General features: G+C 41.4%; 20 protein-coding genes. 12 read left to right on the top strand and 8 right to left on the bottom strand.

What is annotated here, in order from left to right; genetic code table 11:
* Window positions 1-232, bottom strand: a 232-nt coding sequence (locus FDK13_RS29280) for a transposase (RefSeq protein WP_137343566.1), incomplete at its 3' end; no start/stop codon positions are given.
* 210 nt (window positions 233-442) lie between these two features.
* Here FDK13_RS29280 and FDK13_RS29275 point away from each other — a divergent pair.
* From FDK13_RS29275 to FDK13_RS29255, 5 genes are all read left to right on the top strand, one after another.
* Window positions 443-724, top strand: a complete 282-nt coding sequence (locus FDK13_RS29275) for a hypothetical protein (RefSeq protein ID WP_137343565.1) — start codon at window positions 443-445, stop codon at window positions 722-724.
* Window positions 725-792: 68 nt separating this feature from the next.
* Window positions 793-1,086 (top strand): HU family DNA-binding protein, encoded by a 294-nt coding sequence (locus tag FDK13_RS29270; protein ID WP_137343564.1) that lies wholly within the window; start codon window positions 793-795, stop codon window positions 1,084-1,086.
* Window positions 1,087-1,657: 571 nt separating this feature from the next.
* A complete protein-coding gene (locus tag FDK13_RS29265; RefSeq protein WP_137343563.1) occupies window positions 1,658-1,900 on the top strand; it encodes a hypothetical protein in 243 nt (80 codons plus the stop codon).
* 400 nt (window positions 1,901-2,300) lie between these two features.
* Window positions 2,301-2,765 carry a DUF3659 domain-containing protein gene (locus FDK13_RS29260; protein ID WP_137343562.1) on the top strand — a complete coding sequence of 155 codons (465 nt, stop codon included), beginning with the start codon at window positions 2,301-2,303 and terminating at the stop codon, window positions 2,763-2,765.
* Between the two features lie 20 nt (window positions 2,766-2,785).
* Complete coding sequence (locus FDK13_RS29255) at window positions 2,786-3,031, top strand: YtxH domain-containing protein (RefSeq protein WP_137343561.1); 246 nt, start codon at window positions 2,786-2,788, stop codon at window positions 3,029-3,031.
* 100 nt (window positions 3,032-3,131) lie between these two features.
* On the opposite strand, the gene FDK13_RS29250 is transcribed toward FDK13_RS29255, so the two are convergent.
* Both FDK13_RS29250 and FDK13_RS29245 read right to left on the bottom strand, forming a co-directional pair.
* Window positions 3,132-4,721: an oleate hydratase gene (locus FDK13_RS29250; RefSeq protein ID WP_137343560.1), complete on the bottom strand. Its 1,590-nt coding sequence runs from the start codon at window positions 4,719-4,721 to the stop codon at window positions 3,132-3,134.
* 319 nt (window positions 4,722-5,040) lie between these two features.
* Complete coding sequence (locus FDK13_RS29245) at window positions 5,041-5,586, bottom strand: NAD(P)H-dependent oxidoreductase (protein ID WP_137343559.1); 546 nt, start codon at window positions 5,584-5,586, stop codon at window positions 5,041-5,043.
* A 106-nt stretch (window positions 5,587-5,692) separates the two neighbouring features.
* Between FDK13_RS29245 and FDK13_RS29240 the strand changes: the two genes are divergently transcribed.
* A complete protein-coding gene (locus FDK13_RS29240) occupies window positions 5,693-6,058 on the top strand; it encodes a winged helix-turn-helix transcriptional regulator (RefSeq protein WP_229216268.1) in 366 nt (121 codons plus the stop codon).
* Between the two features lie 212 nt (window positions 6,059-6,270).
* Here FDK13_RS29240 and FDK13_RS29235 read toward each other — a convergent pair whose 3' ends face one another.
* Together FDK13_RS29235 and FDK13_RS29230 are read right to left on the bottom strand one after the other, a co-directional pair.
* Complete coding sequence (locus FDK13_RS29235; protein ID WP_137343558.1) at window positions 6,271-6,654, bottom strand: DUF779 domain-containing protein; 384 nt, start codon at window positions 6,652-6,654, stop codon at window positions 6,271-6,273.
* Between the two features lie 104 nt (window positions 6,655-6,758).
* On the bottom strand, window positions 6,759-8,300 hold the full coding sequence (locus tag FDK13_RS29230; protein WP_137343557.1) for an aldehyde dehydrogenase family protein: 1,542 nt from the start codon (window positions 8,298-8,300) through the stop codon (window positions 6,759-6,761).
* A 284-nt stretch (window positions 8,301-8,584) separates the two neighbouring features.
* Here FDK13_RS29230 and FDK13_RS29225 point away from each other — a divergent pair, with 284 nt between their 5' ends.
* Window positions 8,585-9,466, top strand: a complete 882-nt coding sequence (locus FDK13_RS29225; protein ID WP_229216267.1) for an AraC family transcriptional regulator — start codon at window positions 8,585-8,587, stop codon at window positions 9,464-9,466.
* A gap of 100 nt (window positions 9,467-9,566) precedes the next feature.
* Here the strand turns inward: FDK13_RS29225 and FDK13_RS29220 are convergent, their stop codons facing one another.
* Window positions 9,567-9,965, bottom strand: a complete 399-nt coding sequence (locus FDK13_RS29220; RefSeq protein ID WP_137343555.1) for a response regulator — start codon at window positions 9,963-9,965, stop codon at window positions 9,567-9,569.
* 112 nt (window positions 9,966-10,077) lie between these two features.
* Here FDK13_RS29220 and FDK13_RS29215 point away from each other — a divergent pair, with 112 nt between their 5' ends.
* On the top strand, window positions 10,078-10,461 hold the full coding sequence (locus FDK13_RS29215; RefSeq protein WP_137343554.1) for a response regulator: 384 nt from the start codon (window positions 10,078-10,080) through the stop codon (window positions 10,459-10,461).
* A gap of 107 nt (window positions 10,462-10,568) precedes the next feature.
* Here FDK13_RS29215 and FDK13_RS29210 read toward each other — a convergent pair whose 3' ends face one another.
* Window positions 10,569-11,213 (bottom strand): 3-keto-disaccharide hydrolase, encoded by a 645-nt coding sequence (locus tag FDK13_RS29210; protein ID WP_137343553.1) that lies wholly within the window; start codon window positions 11,211-11,213, stop codon window positions 10,569-10,571.
* Between the two features lie 177 nt (window positions 11,214-11,390).
* Between FDK13_RS29210 and FDK13_RS29205 the strand changes: the two genes are divergently transcribed.
* Entirely contained in the window at window positions 11,391-13,163 is a 1,773-nt protein-coding gene (locus FDK13_RS29205; protein ID WP_137343552.1) for an ABC transporter ATP-binding protein, read from the top strand.
* Window positions 13,164-13,362: 199 nt separating this feature from the next.
* Here FDK13_RS29205 and FDK13_RS29200 read toward each other — a convergent pair whose 3' ends face one another.
* The gene (locus tag FDK13_RS29200; protein ID WP_137343551.1) at window positions 13,363-15,102 is read right to left on the bottom strand and encodes a T9SS type B sorting domain-containing protein; all 1,740 of its coding nucleotides are present in this window, start codon (window positions 15,100-15,102) and stop codon (window positions 13,363-13,365) included.
* A 542-nt stretch (window positions 15,103-15,644) separates the two neighbouring features.
* Here FDK13_RS29200 and FDK13_RS29195 point away from each other — a divergent pair.
* The 3 genes from FDK13_RS29195 to FDK13_RS29185 all read left to right on the top strand — a co-directional run bounded on the left by FDK13_RS29195 (window position 15,645) and on the right by FDK13_RS29185 (window position 19,838).
* A complete protein-coding gene (locus tag FDK13_RS29195; RefSeq protein ID WP_137343550.1) occupies window positions 15,645-16,379 on the top strand; it encodes a tyrosine-protein phosphatase in 735 nt (244 codons plus the stop codon).
* Window positions 16,380-16,606: 227 nt separating this feature from the next.
* On the top strand, window positions 16,607-17,434 hold the full coding sequence (locus tag FDK13_RS29190; protein WP_137343549.1) for a polysaccharide biosynthesis/export family protein: 828 nt from the start codon (window positions 16,607-16,609) through the stop codon (window positions 17,432-17,434).
* 43 nt (window positions 17,435-17,477) lie between these two features.
* Window positions 17,478-19,838, top strand: a complete 2,361-nt coding sequence (locus FDK13_RS29185; RefSeq protein WP_137343548.1) for a GumC family protein — start codon at window positions 17,478-17,480, stop codon at window positions 19,836-19,838.
* Window positions 19,839-20,058: the final 220 nt, after the last annotated feature.

The following is a 20,058-nucleotide window of genomic DNA, read 5'->3' as shown; positions in this document are numbered from 1 at the left end:
GCAGTTTACTCTTGTGAAAAAGAGTGCCGGCCGTGGGCGATTCCAGATAATTACAACTTGTACACTGCCGGTCAAATTTATTAATCCCAGAACAATATTTTTCGTGTCCACATTTGGGACATTTATAACCTTTTTCCCATTTCAAATTGGCCAAATATTCCCTACATTTATCTTCGTCAGGAAACCGGGTCTGAAACTCAAATAACGACAAACTTTTGAATCTTTTTTCCATATAAAGTGCTTATTATCAATCAATTTAAGCATTTTATATTTATTTAGCAAGTGCCTAATTCAATAAATCTAATACCTCCATTTCACAAAGTTGACTAACTTTATGTTTGATGCAATAACCCTATTCCTAATCGAAATATGATTATCAAGAAAAAAAAATCTTACTTTGGCCGTGCATAACAGGTTTCCTTCTCAACAAAACCTTTTCCCTATGAATAACAGCGATTTTGAAACATCAGGTATCCGAAAAATGATCATCAAAATAACAGGGATTGATATATTTAAAATTGAACAGTATGAAATAGACATGCTAAATGAAAAGGAGCATCATCCCGTTATAATTCATTTTACCAGTGCATCTTATCCGGATCTGGCCTATCAAACAGCTATGACCCAAGCGGAATTCAACAGGCTTTGCGAATCCGATTTGACAAGGTTTAAAGCTTATTTTGAAAAAATCGCACTAAACGCAAATGAAGACCAACGGCTTTAACTCATTTATTTTTCTGTTATAAACCAGACTGCACTACATTTGCCTCGCAATAAACGTATTACATGATTATGACAAAGGCAGACACCGTTCAAAAAATTGCAGAAAAAACAGGAATCCGAAAAGAAGACGTGGAAAAAACACTGGAGTCGTTTTTTGTGACGATAAAAGATTCCATGAGCAGCGGCGAAAACATCTATTTCCGTGGTTTTGGAAGTTTCACAAACAAAAAAAGAGCAGCTAAGACAGCACGGAATATTTCTCAGCATACAACCATCATAGTCCCTGCACATACAATTCCTCACTTTAAACCTTCTGACGATTTTGTAACGCAGATTAAAGAAGGAAGTCGGCAACAGGCGTAGGCATTGCCATTAAAACTTCCTGTTTATAAGCCTTGGCGATGGTTCGCCAAGGCTTTTTTTGCTTTGTCCCGGCAATTAAATACTGCATAAATCATTTTAATAAAATAGAAAGGCCCCCAAAGAAGTTCTACCCTTTTACTACCCTTCGCCATGATTTGCCCAATAATAGCCGTAGAAAACGGGTAATCAGGCCGGATCAAATGCAAATTTCTTCCGAATTACTAACGACCATCCTAAAAGGATCCAAAAAAGCTGGACTTTATTGCTACCCTGTCTGCGTATTTACTTTGTGACATCATTACAACGGGCAGTTGCGCCTCCCCGGGCTATGACTTAACCTAAAAGCGGGAAATCCAGGCGGCTCGGGCAGATTAAGTTATCAATTAAACCAGATGTCTTATGTTCACAACTAATCCTTGGGTAATCTATGTTTCGGTCGTTGGGCCGCTACATGCCGACTACTACCTTCTCATCGGTTTTATCTTCTACCGGCATAATCTCAAAGCCAAACTTGCCTATTGGAAAAGCCCTCCGATCACAGCAGCGGGTGCATATGTCAAACCCAAACAAATTGAAAACGAGTATCCTGCAGGAGCCAGGTAAACCGAGCTCCGAGCTTACTGCTTTCAGTGCCAATGACCAGGATGATGACGAATCACAAGCCGCCCGGGAAAACGAAACGATGATGTGGCAACTGGAAGAATTCCCGATTCATTTAAAACAAGCTGTCGAAGAAGCACATGAAAAACAATACACCAAAGAGGAATTCAAGCAGCTGGATCCGGGCATCGCAGCGGATGATCGATCCGCTTAGCAAAATTGAGCTTAAAGCCTTTCATAGCCAGATTAAAAATGATCACAAGGCTTAAAAAAATGAAACAGACCATTACATTCCTCTTTCCAAAGTCCGGGGGGTTGACAGCCCGATCGTACTTCAAAACTACCGAAATATTAAGGATGACATTCAAAATATCTACGATTACAAGATGAACCAGATTTTAAATGATCCTTCACTTTCCCACCTGCTGGTTACTAAGAAAAAGCGATAGTAAGCTCAAAGCAAGATAATCACAGAAAACGATAAGACGCCCCAACCCAGTTCAGCGTTAATCAATTGATCAGCTCCTGTAAGGATCAGTTATATTGATGATTAAGGTCAGTTTTCGAGCTAACCCTAGAAATTATCTTTGAATAACCAAAATAAAGAACTGATCATGAGAAAACTTCAATTGCTGGCTGCTGCCTTATTTTTTATCATCGTTACTGCTGTTATGTCTTTAGGGCAAAATTATAAACAACCGGTTCCTTCCATCGATGCGAAGGGGAAAATTACAGATAAAGACGGAAAACACATCGGATGGGTCACACAGGACGGATTGATCAAAAATGCATCGGGAACAAAAATTGCCCACATGGATTCAAACGGAGATGTCATTGATGCCAAAACAGGAAAAAGTCTGGGCAAAACAGAGAAAAATGGTAATTATATCTATCACTTCCCGGCGGGTTCAAACCAGAAACTGACTGTTTCTGCTCCGATGAACGGGACCTGTGAAGTAAAGGATGCAAAGGGCAAGACCGTTCTTTTAGTACACGAAAATTACAAGCAGTATGGGGCGTGTGCTTTGCATTGTCTGCAAATGGACAAGCAGCATAAGGATATGAAAATGAAACAATAAATGATCACCACTTCCGAGTCATGAAAACATCAAAAATAATTTTAAGCATTGCGCTGGCTGCCGCTGCAGGTGCTGCGATCGGCGTTTTATTCGCGCCGCAACAAGGTACCCGGACCAGGAGAAGGATCCGCGAGCAAGGAGAAGATTATCTTCAGGATCTTCAAGACCTGAAAAATGAATATGAAAGATCTGTCGACAATTTCAAACGCAAGGTCATTTCGGCTTATGAAGAAAATAAAACAGGTACTGCGCCGGATCAAGGCTGAATCTAAAAAATGTATGCATCATATCTGTTTTGCGGATATGATGCATACATGATGTAATACCCAAGGATTAAATCAAGACAACTGAATATCTGGCAAAGTCCTAGCGGAAGGCAGTAAGCGCCGCCTTCGCCAGTACATCCGGGCGTTTGTCGTGGGCTGTTACCGGTTCGACTGCTTTGTCAATACCCAGTAGTGAATACACGGCAGTCCGGGCTGCCCGCACCGAATATTCTTCGGTAAAGACCATATCCTGAGCAATCTCCACAAATTGACTGATCATTGCCAGATTCGTCGAGCCCTTCGGCACCACCAGCGGACGGTCTGTTTTTGCATGAGGCTGAAAGAGTGCATCAATATAGGGCATCATCACCGGAATGACATTGACCACACCTTGCTTAATCTCAAATTCATGCTCTTCCAGGTGTAAATGATGGATCAATTCGGTCAGGATCTCTTCTCCGCTACAATCGATCATAGGCTTTTTTACAAAATCACCCATAAGATCAGGATATAGCCCGTAGCCCCAGAAAATGGTCGTATCTTCTTGTTGAGATCTGAAATGCGGCTGAGCAGAGACAACAATCGACATCCGCCAGGATGAATCTTTGAATGTCATCAGCGCCCCGCTTCCGGGTTTATTGGCTGAATAGGCTTCAATCATTTTCAGCATTTGATCGCCCTTAAAAGTAGCCGTAAAGGAATGCCATTTGGTCTGCTGTGGCTTACTAAAAAAAGGCGATGGATTGCCCAGCCCACTTTTTTTAGCTGCAATTTTTTGCCACAAAGTAAAAGATGGGGGATTTTCCGGCAGATATTTCGCCGGCGTTTGATAATCACCATTATTGGAGTTATCAGTGATGCACCCATTGGTAAAAAAACAAAGATCGCCCGGATTCAGATTCATTTGGCCTGTATGCCCGTCAGCATCCTTGTATTCAATAGCGGTTACGGTGATAGTCTCGCCCATCTCAAATTCAAGATCTGTAACAGTCCTTTTCAATGTAAAGTCAACGCCGTACCTATCAAGCTCCTTTTTTATAGGCAGTATGACCGACTCATACTGGTTGTAGGGCGTACGGGTTACACCTTCCAGGGTGTCGATCCGGGAGAATTCCAGGATCATCCGATGGATATATCTTTTAAATTCAAATAAGCCAGACCACTGTTGCCAGGCAAAAGTAGTTTGCCACATATACCAGAAATTGGTTGTAAAAAAGTGATCATCAAACCATTCCCGAATGGTAAGATGATCTAGCTCGTTTTCATCTGTAAAGAAAAGTTTCAGCAATTTCATGCGGTCTTCATAGTCGAAATCCATGGCGTGGGCATCAAGGATTTTGCCGTCTTTATCAATTAGCCGGGCGTTGGCATGTGTTGGATTGGCATGATCAAAAGCCAGGATTTCATCTTTAACCGAGATATTGGGAATATCCAGTGAGGGAATCCTGCTGGTAAGCTCCCAGAAGTTCTCATAAGTCTCCTCGTTAAGCATACGGCCGCCGCGGCATACAAAACCATTTTGCTTACTGCCCGAACCATCATTACTTCCGCCAATGACGGGGAGAGTCTCAATAATGTGAATATTTCTCCCTTTAAATCCTGCATCCTGCACCAGGTACACCGCCCCGGCAAGTGAAGCTAGCCCGCCACCTACAAAATAGGCATGCTTGTTTTCATTGGTATTTTCCATAAGTATGAACTAAAAATCTGTGATGTAAAAAGTGATGAACAGCGATTTTGCCAACCAGCTTTAAAAGAAGTTTTAGGGATTTGTTAAGATGATCAAAGTTAGCTCCGCGCAGGCTTTGAAAAGATGACCGGTCTCATACAGATCCGTGTCTTAAATCACCATAAGCCGTTGGATCAGCTGGCCTCCCTTTAATAATAAAATCATCAAAGACTTTGAAATGAGGATAAATAAACAAACCAGTTAATAATTTTACCGGCCCATTATTCCGGCGCCCGATAACACAAAGCCGTCCATGGTTGAAATCAGTAAATTTAAAACTCTATTGCAGCTTATCCAGATGTTGAATTAATCTGTCGGAATGGTTTTTAGCGTTGTCAGTCACTTGTTTTACTGTATACCCCGCTGCCAGGGAAGTTCCGGTAAAATAAATGGGATCTATGTAATTCATTTGTGCGTAATAGGCGGTCTGCTCCATATTTTTGCAGAACTCCAAAACCCGGAAATGGTGATCCCCTAGAGTACGGTAACCGCTTTCAGGTGCACCTACGGTAAAACTTGGCAAAAAATTCTTGCCTTTTAATTTATCTCCTTTCGAGCCATAGGCGAATTGGTATTCAAAAACTACATCAAACCATTGTTTCAAAATTGCAGGCATGTTATACCAGTAGAAAGGATATTGAAATACAATGGTGTTATGTTTTAACAGAATTTGCTGCTCTGCCTGCACATCAATTTTATAATCCGGATACAAACTAAATATGTTCCGAATTTCTATATCGGGATTGCACTTCCGGACATTTTCAATGATGGATTTGTTTGCTACCGATTTTTCAAAGTTGGGATGTGCTAAAATAATTATTGCCATGTCCGTATCAATTTATTAAACTATCAATTTTATAGTAGCAAAACTATTGATAGCTTATTATATTTGCAAGAGCTATCCATAAGGATAGTACGACAACAGAATGACAATGATGAAGTTAGAATGTCAAAATGATCTTATTGAGTACAACGGCACGGTATATCCGTGCACGGTTAGTCTCGCTATGGATTTGGTGGGCGGCAAATGGAAAGCTGTTATCCTCTACCATTTGAAAGACTCTAAAAAAAGGTATAGCGAATTAAGAAAAGAAATGCCCGCCGTTACCGAAAGAACATTGAGCCTGCAGTTAAAACAGTTGGAGAAAGACGGATTGGTAGCAAGGAAAGTCTATGGTAAAAAGCCGCCAATCAGGGTTGAGTACAGTTTAACAGATTTTGGCAAGTCCTTTATTGCAGTACTTGAGTCCATTACGGCGTGGGGAAATCAGATCGTTTTGAAAAAAGCGGAAATTTGAAAGCGTGTTTTAAATAGCGGCTTTTAACGGTCGGCTTCGGTAAAATCCGCCTGAAAAGCTGACAGTATCAGTGCTAAGATAAATGATCCTTCACGCTCCCACTTCTGGTTAAAAAGAAAAAGTGGTAGAAATCTAAAAAAATAAGCCTGCCCGGACAATAGTCTCTTGGCAGGCTCACTCGTTTATATTGAAACTGTGAGAAATATTCGATTTTATGCCGTCGTTACGCCACTGCGCACCTCAATCAAATTCTCCTCTTCCTGCGCACTGTACATTCTCGAATGTGTAATGAATCGGATTCCCATCGGGATTTCCAGCGAAAAACTTGATCCCCTTCCCGGTGTCACACCGATGGTTAGCTGGGTATGCTGCCAGTATTCAAACTGATCGCGGCTCATGAAAAATTCACAGCCAGCAATTTCTCCCAGCAAAACATCACTTTCACCTGTTTTAAACTCTCCCTTTTCAAAACACATCGGCTGGGAGCCATCACAACATCCGCCGCTTTGATGAAACATCAGCTCGCCAAACCGCTCTTTCAGCTGATCTACAACTTTTACTGCTTCGGCCGTAATAAGCACACGGGGAGTTTTCATCTTGTGTTGATTTTTAATAATATAACCAGTAAACCAAAAAGTTGCCGGCCACAGACGAACGGAATTATCTTTATTCGCGCATGGCCAGCTTTTAATTTTTACGATCAGAAAAATCCTAACGCATTGCGGTCATAGGAAATCAGCATATTTTTTGTCTGGCGGTAATAACCCAGCATCATTTTGTGATTTTCCCTGCCAAAACCTGATTTTTTATAGCCACCAAACGGCGCATGGGCAGGATAAGCGTGGTAGTTATTCACCCACACACGGCCGGCCTGAATTGCGCGCGGCACCTGATAAATTTCATGTGCGTCTCTTGTCCACACGCCCGCTCCCAAACCATACATGGTATCGTTGGCAATCTGGATTGCTTCCTCAACTGTTTTAAAGGTAGTTACGCACGCTACCGGGCCAAAAATTTCTTCCTGAAAAATGCGCATTTTGTTATGACCTTTAAAGAGCGTCGGTTTGATATAATAACCTCCCGAAATTCCATTTTCAAAACTTTGCGCTTCGCCTCCGCAAAGTACTTCCGCTCCCTCCTCTTTACCGATTTTCAGGTACGAAAGTATTTTTTCATACTGATCATTGGAAGCCTGAGCGCCCATCATAGTATTGCTGTCCAGCGGGTGTCCCATCCGGATCGCTTTGGTACGCTCAATGACGCGGGTCATGAATTTGTCATATATACTTTCCTGCACCAGGATTCTCGAAGGACAAGTACAAACCTCTCCCTGATTCAAAGCAAACATCACAGCCCCCTCAACGGCTTTGTCAAAAAAGGCATCATCCTGGTCAGCTATCGATGCAAAGAAAATATTAGGAGATTTCCCGCCAAGCTCCATTGTTACCGGAATCAGATTTTCAGAAGCATACTGCATAATCAAACGCCCTGTCGTTGTTTCTCCTGTGAAAGAAACCTTCGCAACTCTTGGTGAAGATGCAAGCGGTTTTCCCGCCTCTGTTCCAAAACCTGTAACGATATTCAGAACCCCAGCTGGCAAAATATCGCCAATCAGCTCCATCAGGCACATAATCGATGTCGGTGTTTGCTCGGCAGGTTTTACCACCACACAGCAGCCCGAGGCCAATGCCGGTGCAATTTTCCAGGTTGCCATCAAAAGCGGGAAATTCCAGGGAATGATCTGGGCTACCACACCAAGGGGCTCATGCAAAACAATAGAAACTGTATTTTCATCATGCTCAGAAATGCCCCCTTCTTCCGCGCGGATTACGCCTGCAAAATACCGGAAATGGTCTACGCATAGCGGTAAATCGGCCGCTCTTGTCTCACGGATTGCCTTTCCATTGTCAATAGCTTCAACAACAGCCAAATATTCCAGATTATCTTCAATCACCTGCGCAATTTTGAGCATCAGGTTACTTCTGTAAGTCGCCGATGTTTTACTCCATGTTTTAAATGCTTCATGCGCAGCATCCAAAGCCAGCTCCACATCTTCTTTCCCTGAACGGGCCGCTTTGGTAAATACTTTTCCGTCAATAGGAGAAATGTTTTCAAAATATTCTCCTTTCAGTGGAGCCACAAATTTACCTCCTATAAAATTTTCATATTGGGCCTTAAATTCAGGTCTTTTTGCAATGGTTGAACTCACTTCTGATTTTTTTTCTACTTCCAGGGTTTCCATAGACTTATCAATTTTGATTCGTGAATAACTGATGCAAACTTACGGGTCGGACCTGTTTTACACTGGCACTATTGATTCAAATAATAGGATAATATTCTCAAAAAAAATAAAATAATCGATAACTTTATGGAGATTTCTGGCGTTAGTAAGTTAGCAGTTAGCCAACGTTCGATTGCCGAAAACTGATAGCCGACCGCTCCAAACCCAGTTCATACTTTATTCCCGTTACTCCTATGCCATCCGGATTCAAGTTAAACCAAATTGCTGTTTCTTCTCAAAAATCAATGAAAACGCTGGTTGAAAACAGGCGCGCTTTTACACTTCAAAACTGTGAGCTGAATGTGTTTGAAACCCAGCAGACTTCATCGCTGGTCCCTTTGAGTTTTTCAGATTTTGTGGTTACCAGCATGCTCAGAGGAAAAAAAGTGATGCATTTATTTGATCAGCCCGGTTTTGATTATCTGCCGGGCGAAACAGTATTGGTGCCAGCACATGTGACAATGAAGATTGATTTCCCCGAAGCGACTGAACTGAACCCGACCCAGTGTATTGCCCTGGCTTTGGACCAAACAAAAATCCAGCAAATTGTTGACCGGCTAAATGAGCAGTATCCGCGTGAAGGCCAGGATCAATACTGGCAGCTGCATCATAACCAGTATCATTTTCTCAACAATCTGGATCTTGCCCAAAGCATTAACAAACTGATTCATATCTGCTCAGGCAGTGCGCTTGGAAAGGATATCCTGGCTGATCTTACTTTGCAGGAACTGATAGTGCACATCATCCAAACCCAGCATCTTCATTCGGCAGAGGAAGGTCTTTATCACGAACATGACAGTCCGCTGGCTTATGTGCTGCATTATATCCGGACGAACATCGGAGAAAAAATCCAGGTGGAGCAGCTCAGCGAAAAAGCTTGTATGAGCCGCGCATCCTTTTACCGGGCTTTTAAAAGAGAATTCAGCATCAGTCCGGTGGAGTTTATTTTGAAGGAAAAAATTAAAAAAGCAAAGTCTCTGCTCTCGGATTCAAAGGCGACGATTTCGGATGTTTGTTATCAGCTCGGATTTTCGGATCTGAATTATTTTGGAAGGCAATTTAAAAAATCAGAGGGAATTTCGCCTTCGCAGTACCGGCATGTTTCTGGTCTGCACGAAGAAAAATAGGGTTTTAAACGCTGGCTTAGGGAGTAATTGCGTGGAGGCATTGAGTTTTGTTCTTTTTGATTTTTAGAGAAATAGTGAGGTTATTTTGTCTCGTTTTGAGTTATCTTAAAAATTTGAAGAATATTTTTTTGGCTATATCAATGAGTGCCAAGAAAGAATTTGGTTTGGTAAAATAGTCGGTGGCGCCGGCTTCGATTGCTTTCTTTTTAAGCTCCGGATTATTGGATGTTGACAGCATAACCGCTGGCACTTCTGATAGTTGAAGATCATCTCTTATCGCTTTGATCGTCTCGATACCATTCATTTTTGGCATATTCATATCCACCACAATGACCGTATCATCCAGATCATCTGCATTTTTGATATTTTCTATAAGTTCTTTGCCGTTTTGCGCCTCCACAACTTTAACTTCCGGATTTGCTTCCTGCAAAGCTTCTTTAAATAACATTCTGTCGTCTTCGTCGTCGTCTGCCAGATGAACAGTTTTTGTATTATCCATATCGTATAAATTCTTCTACATTGTTGACATCTATAATCAAAAGTACAAAAATATTTGTTGTGGAATGATATTTTGAATATTTTCAAAAACTCCAATTTAATAAATCCGGGATATGAAAAATCGAGCCTTCCTTCTTATCGATGATGATCAGGACGATCATATCATTTTCGCGGATGCGTTAAAAATTGCAGATCCGAATGCTACCTGCGATTATGTTTTCAATTGCCCTGACGCAATTGATTTTTTAAAGAAACAGGTAATCACCGTTCCGGATTTCATTTTTATGGATTGGAGTATGCCTTACATGGATGCCATTGAATGCATACAGGCTCTTCGCGAAATCCCCGGGATTGACAGAACGCCCATTTATATACTTTCAGGCTCAAGACCAAGTTTCGAAATTCAGGATAAAGTGGGACTGATGATCCAAAAAGTTTTGACCAAACAAAATTCGATCGAACAGCTGGCTATGGAAATTCAGGAAGCTATCGCTTGAAATTTAAAAGCAGAGTTAAATGAGTTAAACACGGAGTTACGCTGCTTCCAATAAAAAACGCTCTGCGAAACTCTGCGCCAAACTCATTTAACTCTGCGTTTAAAACTTTATTCCGTTAACGGTTTTACCATGATATCTTTGAAGTATACAATACTTTTAGGATCGTGTGCCTGGAAGGCGAATGTTCCGCTGCTTAGGAATCTTTCTTTATGATCAGGCGATCGTTTATCCGCGTCTGCTTCCTCGTAATCTACTACGGTTTTATCGTTGATTTTAATGGTGATGTGTTTCCCTTCTACTTTTACATATTCGGTATACCATTCATTGTCCTTCGCGTAGGTTTCTTTTACGTCCACAATATCATACAGACTTCCTGTCCGTTTCCAGTCCGTGTGCGAGTTGTTCACCTGAACTTCATATCCCTTGGATGGCCAGCCCGTCTCCTGATAAGTGGTATGAATGTAAATTCCTGAATTTGCTCCCGGTTTTGTCATCACCTGCGCTTTAAATTCGAAGTTTTTAAACATATGGTTTTTAACCGGCCCTTCATAAAACAAATGACCCACCGGCCCATTCACCTTAATAGCGCCGTCTTCGATCGAGAAAGAACTTGCATTATTGCCGACTTTCCATCCTTTCAAAGATTTTCCGTCAAAAATAGAAATCCATCCGTCTTGTTTGGGGGCTGAAACAGCACTGATTAAAACCGTAAGGGCCAATAGCGCCGAAAATAAATTTATTGTCTTCTTCATAAGATTGGGTCTTAACACGGTTTAGATTAAATGTTGGTTTTTATTTATAAAAAGAAGAAAATTTATTAAAAACTACTCCCTGTTGCCAGGAAATAATATTCTACCGTTAAGATCCGATAACTGCATTTCTACAGGAAAAACAATCCAGCTATCTTTACATTTGAAATAACAATCTGAATGCGTAACCCTTATATATCCCTACTGGCCACTTCCTGGCGTTATGCCCGCCAGCAGAAAAATCGCTACCTTCTGGTTTACGGCATGTTTATCATGTCTAACCTGATACTGGCCTTGCAACCTATTTTGTACGGCTGGTTTGTACAATCACTGCAAACAAAAGGCACCGAAGTACTTAAAAATGTATGGTGGTATGCCGGTGCTTACATCGGGCTTAATTTGCTGGAATGGGCATTTCACGGACCCGCACGCGTGATGGAAAGAAAGCTGGCCTTTGATCTGAGCCGGAATTTTCTGGATGAACTCTACCACCAGTCGCTGCATTTGCCCATCCGCTGGCATCAGGATCACCACAGCGGTGCGACTATCAACCGGATCAGAAAAGCCTATGAAGCATTGAAAGATTTCTTTCAAAACGGTTTTATGTTCCTGCACGCCTTCTCTAAATTCGTCTTTTCTTTTGCCGCAATCGTCTATTTCTCTCCTTTGTATGGAAGTATCGGTGTCGTGATCGGGATCATTACGGTTTGGGTGATTTTTAAATTTGATGAACCTTTTATAAAAGCGCTAGACGAAACCAATGAAAAAGAACACATTGTTTCCTCAACGCTTTTCGACAGCCTGTCCAATATCATTACCGTGATCACACTCCGGCTTGAAAAACGAATGCAGGTGAGTCTTCAAATGAAAATTGCAGATGTTTTCCCGCCGTTTTTAAGAACTGTTATTATTAACGAATGGAAATGGTTTGTAGCCAGTCTTTTCATCGGACTTATTTACGTGGTGATTACCGTCGGTTATATTTACCAGAACTATATTCCCGGAACCATTTTTCTGGTCGGCGGACTGGTAACGCTGCTGGGCTACGTCAACCAGTTTACCAGCGTTTTTCAGGATGTCGCCTGGCAGTACACTGAAATCATCCGCTACAATACCGAGGTACAAACAGCCCGCAATATTGGCGAAGCCTACGCCAGTTCTCACAGCGCGGAAATCGCGGATTCTCTGCCGGAAAACTGGAAAGAAATCCAGATCAGAAACCTGAATTTCTCACATTCGGCTGTTTACCAGGCAGAAAAAAAGGCGCATAGCCTTCACGGACTGAATATCCGCATCCAAAGAGGCCAGCGTATTGCTTTTATTGGTGAAAGCGGAAGTGGCAAAAGTACGCTGCTGGCGCTTTTACGCGGTTTATACGATGCTGAAAAAGATGTACAGCTTCGCGTGGACGGATCCGAAAACCTGCCTCTTGAAATACTGGCGGATACGGTTACCCTTTTTCCGCAGTATCCTGAAATTTTTGAAAATACCATCGCCTACAACATCACGCTCGGACTGCCTTTCCCTGCCGAGCAAATAAACCACGTCTGCGAAACCGCGCAGTTCAGCACGGTGCTCGACAAACTGCCCAACGGAATAGAATCCAACATCCAGGAAAAAGGCGTGAATTTATCAGGTGGACAAAAACAGCGGCTTGCTCTCGCCCGTGGCGTTCTGGCCGCCAAGAGCAGTGATATTATTCTTCTGGACGAACCCACCAGCAGCGTCGACCCGAAAACAGAAGCTTTGATCTATGATAATATGTTCACCGAATTCAAAGAAAAAGCGGTGCTTTCCGCGCTGCACCGGCTGCATCTTCTGCCAAAGTTTGATTATATCTACATTTTAAAAGACGGCCGTTTGATTGAAGAAGGAACGTACGCTGATCTTCGGGCAAGTAGTCAGGTCTTTTCGGATTTGATGGGAAGGGATGAGCGGGAATCGGTTGGGTGATGGATTGTCTCATGCAGGTATCACAAAAAGCCAGACGATGGAACGAGCCACCCGTCCGACGGCTTTTCGCCGTCGGACAGGTAAAAAACCGTTTTCATTCTCAGCAAAAACAGAAAAAGCTCCTTCAACCTTTTACGATCATAGCGACTTTCATTACCCGTTGGACGGCAGAAAAAGCCGTCCGACGGGAAACCTCTCACTACTTCAACAAAGTCACAATCCCTTTATAATCCACCAGCTCCCCGCTTTTGAACTCCACCTTGATTTTGTAAGGATAAACACCCGGCTCGGTCGGCTGGCCTTTGTAATTTCCGTCCCAGCCATTTGACGGCTCCGAGGCTGCAAAATTTTCTTTCATATAAATCACCTCACCCCAGCGGTTATAAATGACCATTTTTCTGACGCGGTTCACACAGCTGTTTCCGTAGACAAAAAATACATCATTCTCTCCGTCGTGATTCGGCGAAAACGCTGTTGGCGGATAAATGCCACACGGCCTGACTTCCACAATCACCTTCCCATTCCGGCTGCAAATCTGGTTTATATCCGAAACCTTTAACGTATAAAGCGTCGTGGATGCGGGCTGCGCCCAGGTATCTGCGCAGGTCGGACATAGCAGACTTGCCGGTGGCTGCCAAACGTAATTGTAATTTCCCACCGGATCCACTACCGCATGAAGCTCCACACTATCGCCCTGGGTTATGTACAAATTCTGCATCGCAGCCAAATTCAGCTGATCTACTTTCAATTCCGTAGTTACCGTGCTGTCACAACCCAGTTTTGTGCTCAGTATATTGACATAAGTACCGGCGGCACGGTAAAGTGAATCGCCAACCGCCAGACTATCCCCTTCACAGATCGTAATGTTCTGCGTGTATTTGGCAACAGGATTTACAGTCAGCTGAAGATTAACGGTACTATCACATACGTTGCTATGACTGATGTGTCTGGTAAAATTTCCGCTCGTCCGGTAGGTGGTGTCTCCTACGGCCACACTTTCTCCATCACAAATCGTTTTGACAATTGTCGTATCACTTTGTTTGAATTCAATCGTATAATCCATTTGCAGCTCGCAGGATTCATCCAGGCTTCCTACCGGCACCAGCTTCACAGAATATTTATCACCCAGGTTCGCCTTTACTTTCGTCTCCGAAGTCGTTGCGCCGTTGCTCCATGTATACTTTCCAAAACCCGTTGGTGCCACAAGGGTCAGGTAGCCATCGTCGTCCGGACAGTTTGCCGCCTGCCTCACTTCCGATTTCGTGCACTGTGCATCAAAATATGCATAGCCAAAATGTTTCTTTTTCGTACATCCGTGCGCCGTTACTTCCACCGTGATCGTTTCTCCGATGTGATCCCTCAAATCCATAGCGCCCGTCGTCCAGTTGCGGTACTGGATATCGCCCTGCGTTTTGAAACCATCCACCGTATTGTCCGCTTCAAGCTGAATGTCATAATTGCTGCACGCGATATCATTTCCGCTCGCATCATAGATCCGGATATTAAAACCAGGCTTTTGGTATGGCTGGTGATCATTGGTCGGGTTCTCTAATAAAATGGCAAACTTGTACTGAAACAAAGTATTATCCGGCCCCACCACAAAAGAAGTCTTGGCTCTGTCAAAGCGGCTTCCCATCAATGTATTTCCAATCCGCAGCGAATAATTGCTGCCGGGTGCAACCATCGGTATCGCCTCTGCTGTGATCTTGGGGTCATTGCCATCAGTCGCCTTTGTAACCAGATGACCATTTGCGTATATACCGACAGTTTCGTTGGTGTAAACCACTGACGTTCCAACGTTTTCAACGGTTCCGTTTGTTAAAATCCAGCCATTGGTACTGCCTTCTTCAAAACCAATGTTGCCGCAATCTACTTTTTGCCCGTACAGTCTTACCGACAAACAGAAAACAAGTCCCGTCAAAAATAGAATTTTTCCCATAACCAAGTGAAAGGATCAAATACCTGAAAAAGCGTTCAATTATCCTTACGTAGGATAGACGTAACCTGTTGCAGTAGTAAGCGGCTATATTTTGGGGCTATCGGAGATTGGCGGTCGGCCTGCGGAGGTCGGCTGTCAGATGCTTGCTTAAAAATGAATGTCAAGAGTCGAAATTCAAAACCTGCCATCAAGCACCTCAGGATACGAGATTTCTTAAAATGATCAATAACCAAAACTTTCAATCGCTCGTCACTGAAAGCCGACCGCCGCCACATCAATTTTCGTCTACAACCCCATCGAATTTATATTGGTAGCCTTATAGAAAAAAATATAATCCATTTTAAAAACGGAATTTTGATAAACAAATCAAATAATTATGAATTTTGTATTAAACTTGAAATATTCCAAGCAATATTCTGTGAAGTGTGCCGTTTTTTACATTAAATTTGCCCTACCCTTAGATACACAATATTCCTGAAATAAGTAACTACCCAATCGCGAACATCCGGGGTAAGGAAATTTTTGGGGCACTTATAAAATATATGCTCAACTGGTTATTCGATAAGAAGAAGAAAGAAGTGAACCTCGAAAGGATTGGAATGGATATCCATTCACATCTGATCCCGGGTATTGACGACGGCGTAGAAACCATCGAAGAATCCGTGGCGATGGTTCAAAAAATGCAGGATCTTGGCTTTTCCCAAATTTACACCACACCCCATGTGATGTGGGATTGCTACCGCAACACCCCCGAAGTTATATTATCCGGACTGGAAGATGTCCGCAGCGCTTGCCGGATTGCAGGACTTACCGTTGAGATCAACGCAGCCGCTGAATATTTCATAGACGAACACTTCATTGAAACCCTCAATACCGGACAGGGGCTTTTAACTTTACCGGGAAACAGGCTCTTGGTGGAACTTCCCTACTCCACCCCTTTAATGAATACCTCCGAAACTCTTTTCAAAATCATCGAAAAAGGATTCCAACCGGTTTTAGCACATCCGGAACGTTACACCTATTTCTATTCCGACCCTTCCGTTTTCAAAAAATTAAGTGACCAGGGCTGCGAGTTGCAGGTGAACATTTTATCTCTTGGCGGTTACTATGGCGACAATGTTCATAAAATGGCAGACTGGCTTTTACGCCACCGTCTCATCACGTTTTTAGGCACTGACGCCCATCGTATGCAACATTTAGACTTAATTTCCAAAGGCGACAAAGCATCGTGGTTAACAAAATACGACTTCCAAAACGAAAAACTATTAAGTGCCTGATTTGAAATAATAGAACTTATTCTACATTTCAATTAGAAATTTTCGACAATAAATAGTAGTATTAAAAATAACTTTATATAACTTTGCCAAGAATTCGTCAGAAATTGAAATAGAATAGTATAAAGCTCAAAAAATTAAATAAGACAAAACCAGTTTTCTAACAAACCATTTTAAGCCACTTACCATCAACAATTTAATTTTCACAAACTGATTTTTTACATCGACTTATGAAGAATACCTTTTCAAAAATATCCGGTTACAGTGCCTTTATTGCTTTATTATATCTTGTGATATGGGGAGGAGCCACTTCTTGTGTTTCACCTAAGTCGATTGTGTATTTTCAAGGGGATAGTTCAAGGTATTATTCACAGGCGGTTACCGAAACCTATATACCTACGATACAGAGCAACGATCTTTTATCTGTTGTGGTTGGAAGTTTAAATTCCGAGGCCAATGAAATGTTCAATGTGGCTAATACTGCGATGACCGCAAGTACAAATTATTCTTCAACCGCAGCTGGTGCTAAGTTACAACCTCTAGGTTATTTAGTTAATTTAGATGGTTATGTAGAAATACCACTAATTGGTAAAGTCAAGGTTAAAGGCCTAACTACCACTGTTGCCGCGGATACGATTCATCTGCGACTATTAAACTATTTAAAAGAACCGTCGGTAGTGGTTAGAAATCTAAATTTCAAAGTTTCTGTCTTGGGGGAAGTTAAAATACCGGCAGTTTATACAATACCTGATGAAAAAATAACTCTTCCAGAAGTTTTAAGTATGGCAGGTGACTTGACAATTTATGGAAATAGGAGTAACGTAATGATCATTCGCGAGGAAGATGGAAAACGCGAATACGCAAGAATAAATCTTACCGCAAGAGACATATTTAATTCTCCATATTATTATCTTCATAAAAACGATGTAATTTATGTTGAACCTGTTAAATCAAAAATGCTTGACACAGACAGTCGCGTTCGAACTGTGCCATTAATTGCTACTATTGTCGGAGGAATTAGTACACTTGGAATTTTGATAATAAATATCAGTAAATAAATGATTTTCTTAATCATCGTTTTCAACGACTAGAATTAACATTATGTCAAAAGAATTTTTAGAGGAAGAGCAGCAGGAATTCCATTTACAGGATTACATACGCAGATATTTAAGATACTGGTATCTTTTTCCTATTTTCCTTATGCTTGCACTAACCGCTGCATTTTTTTACCTACAGATTACACAGCCGGTATATAGTGCAAAGACAAGTATTCTTATCAAGGATGAAGAAAAGGGATTGGGAGGATCCCAAGGAGATATGCTGTCTGAGTTGAGTAATCAGTTTGGAGGGAATAAGCTTGTCGAAAATGAACTTGAAATTCTCAAATCGCAGACTTTAATGGAGCAAGTTGTTAAGGATTTAAATCTCGATGTCTCTTACATTACCAAAGACGGATTGAGAACTATTAATTTGTATAATGAAAGTCCGATAATTGTAAAACCCGAAATTATTACAGACCATGGGCTGCAAGAGCCACTTGTCGTTCACTTAGTAGACAGTGCACATTTCAGATTCAACGATGAAGAAAAATTACATACGTTTGGTCAGCGCTTCAATAATGTCTGGGGTGCATTTATTGTAACAAAGGGAAAAAATGCAGAATATAGAGATATTAATGTGAGTTTTGGAGATGTTAAAAATTTAGCTGAAAATATGCTAGGACGACTTAACGTACAACAGCCTAATGTTAAAAGTACGATTATAGAACTTTCATATGAAGATGTATCCATTCAAAGAGGAAAAGATGTACTAAATAAATTATTGGACGTATATGTTCAATCATCCTTAAGTGACAAGAATAGTGAAGCAAGCAATACCTTAAAGTTTATTGAAACACGTTTGGGGTTGATTACCGGAGAATTAGGTGATGTTGAGAAAGATGTAGAATCTTATAAGACAACCAAGGGCATTACGGATATTAGTGCAGAATCTCAACTCTTTCTAGAAAATATTAAAGATAATGATGCAAAATTGAATGAAGTCAATACTCAAATAAGTATTCTGGAAAGTGTAGATAGCTACATTAAGGATGCTGGAGACGGCGCAGTAGCACCGGCCACTTATATGATTAATGATCCAGTTTTGGTTTCACTCCTAACAAAATTCAATGAACTTGAATTACAGCGCGAAAGATATGCACGTACGACGACTACAAACAATCCACTGTTACAAACTATCAATACGCAGTTAGATGGCACTAGGCAGGCAATTCGCGAAAATGTTCAGAATTTGCGTCGTGGGATGGATGTTACTAAGCAAAATTTACAGGGGATCAATACACGTTTCTCAGCTGGTCTTCGCAGCATCCCGCAAAAGGAACGTGAATTTGTGGGAATTAAGAGGCAACAAAGCATCAAAGAGGGTCTTTATCTCTATTTGTTACAGAAAAGAGAAGAAACAGCATTAATGTATGCCTCCACAGTAACAGACAGCCGTTTGATTGATGCACCAATTTCATCCCATAATCCTATTAAACCGAAACGTTCCCTAATCTGGGGTGGGTCTTTCGCAGCTGGCCTAGCTATCCCATTTTTGTTAATAAACCTATTGTTTTTGCTTAACAATACGGTTCAAAGTAAAGCAGAAATTGAAAAGGCAACTCATGTTTCTATTTTGGGCGAAATAGGGCACATGAAAACCGAAAAAGGTGAACCCGGGGAAGATGCCATCATCAAAATGACTAGTCGCAGCGCAGTAGCAGAACAATTTCGTGCGTTGCGAACAAATTTGCAATATCTGGGAGATGGAAGCTGTCGAGTTCTAATGTTTACATCGTCTATTGGTGGAGAAGGGAAAAGTTTTGTGAGTATAAATCTCGCTGCAAGTTTGGCCTATTCGGACAAACGAGTATTGCTTATAGGACTTGACCTAAGAAAACCGACGTTACATGAAAGGCTTCAAGTACCCAATCAGTATGGTGCTTCAAATTGTCTTATCGGTCAAGGCAAACCTTCTGATTTCATTCAAACAACCATTGTCCATCCAAAATTTGATGTGCTGACAAGCGGTCCTATACCTCCGAATCCATCAGAACTATTGAGTAACGGACGATTACCTTTATTAATAAATGAACTTCGTAAAGACTATGATTATATCCTAATCGATTCACCACCATATGGCTTAGTAACGGATTCTTCTCTTATTGCAGAACATGTAGATGCTACTTTGTATTTGGTCCGTTATAATTATACGATGGTCGATCACCTAAAACGCATAGGAGATCTTCAGCGTGCCAAACGCTTCTCTAATTTATCAGTAATTTTTAACGGCGTTAACTATGGTGCAGGTTATGGCTACGGATACGGTTATGGCGGTTACGGATATGGATATTACGGAGATGACAAAGAAAATAAAGTTCAAGGACTTGCCTATCGTCTAAGAAAAATGGTTGGTAAAGCTTAAAACAGAAGTTGGAGAGTATTTTTTATACACATTGCCGAAATACTCTCCACTTATACTAAGAATTGTGATGTAACGAGCTGTTACTAAGGTTCAATATTATTGGTATAATATTTATATGTACAGATTAAAATACTTTTTACTATTCAGTACTATTTCAATATAATACAAGCAACCAGTATATAGAACCCAGTATTTTTTGTATTATATCACGAACTTAAAG

The organism is Dyadobacter frigoris (genome assembly GCF_005280585.1).
Classification (GTDB): Bacteria; Bacteroidota; Bacteroidia; order Cytophagales; family Spirosomataceae; genus Dyadobacter; species Dyadobacter frigoris.
Note: the sequence above shows the minus strand (reverse complement) of the source record. Positions and strands in the feature narration are given on the sequence as shown.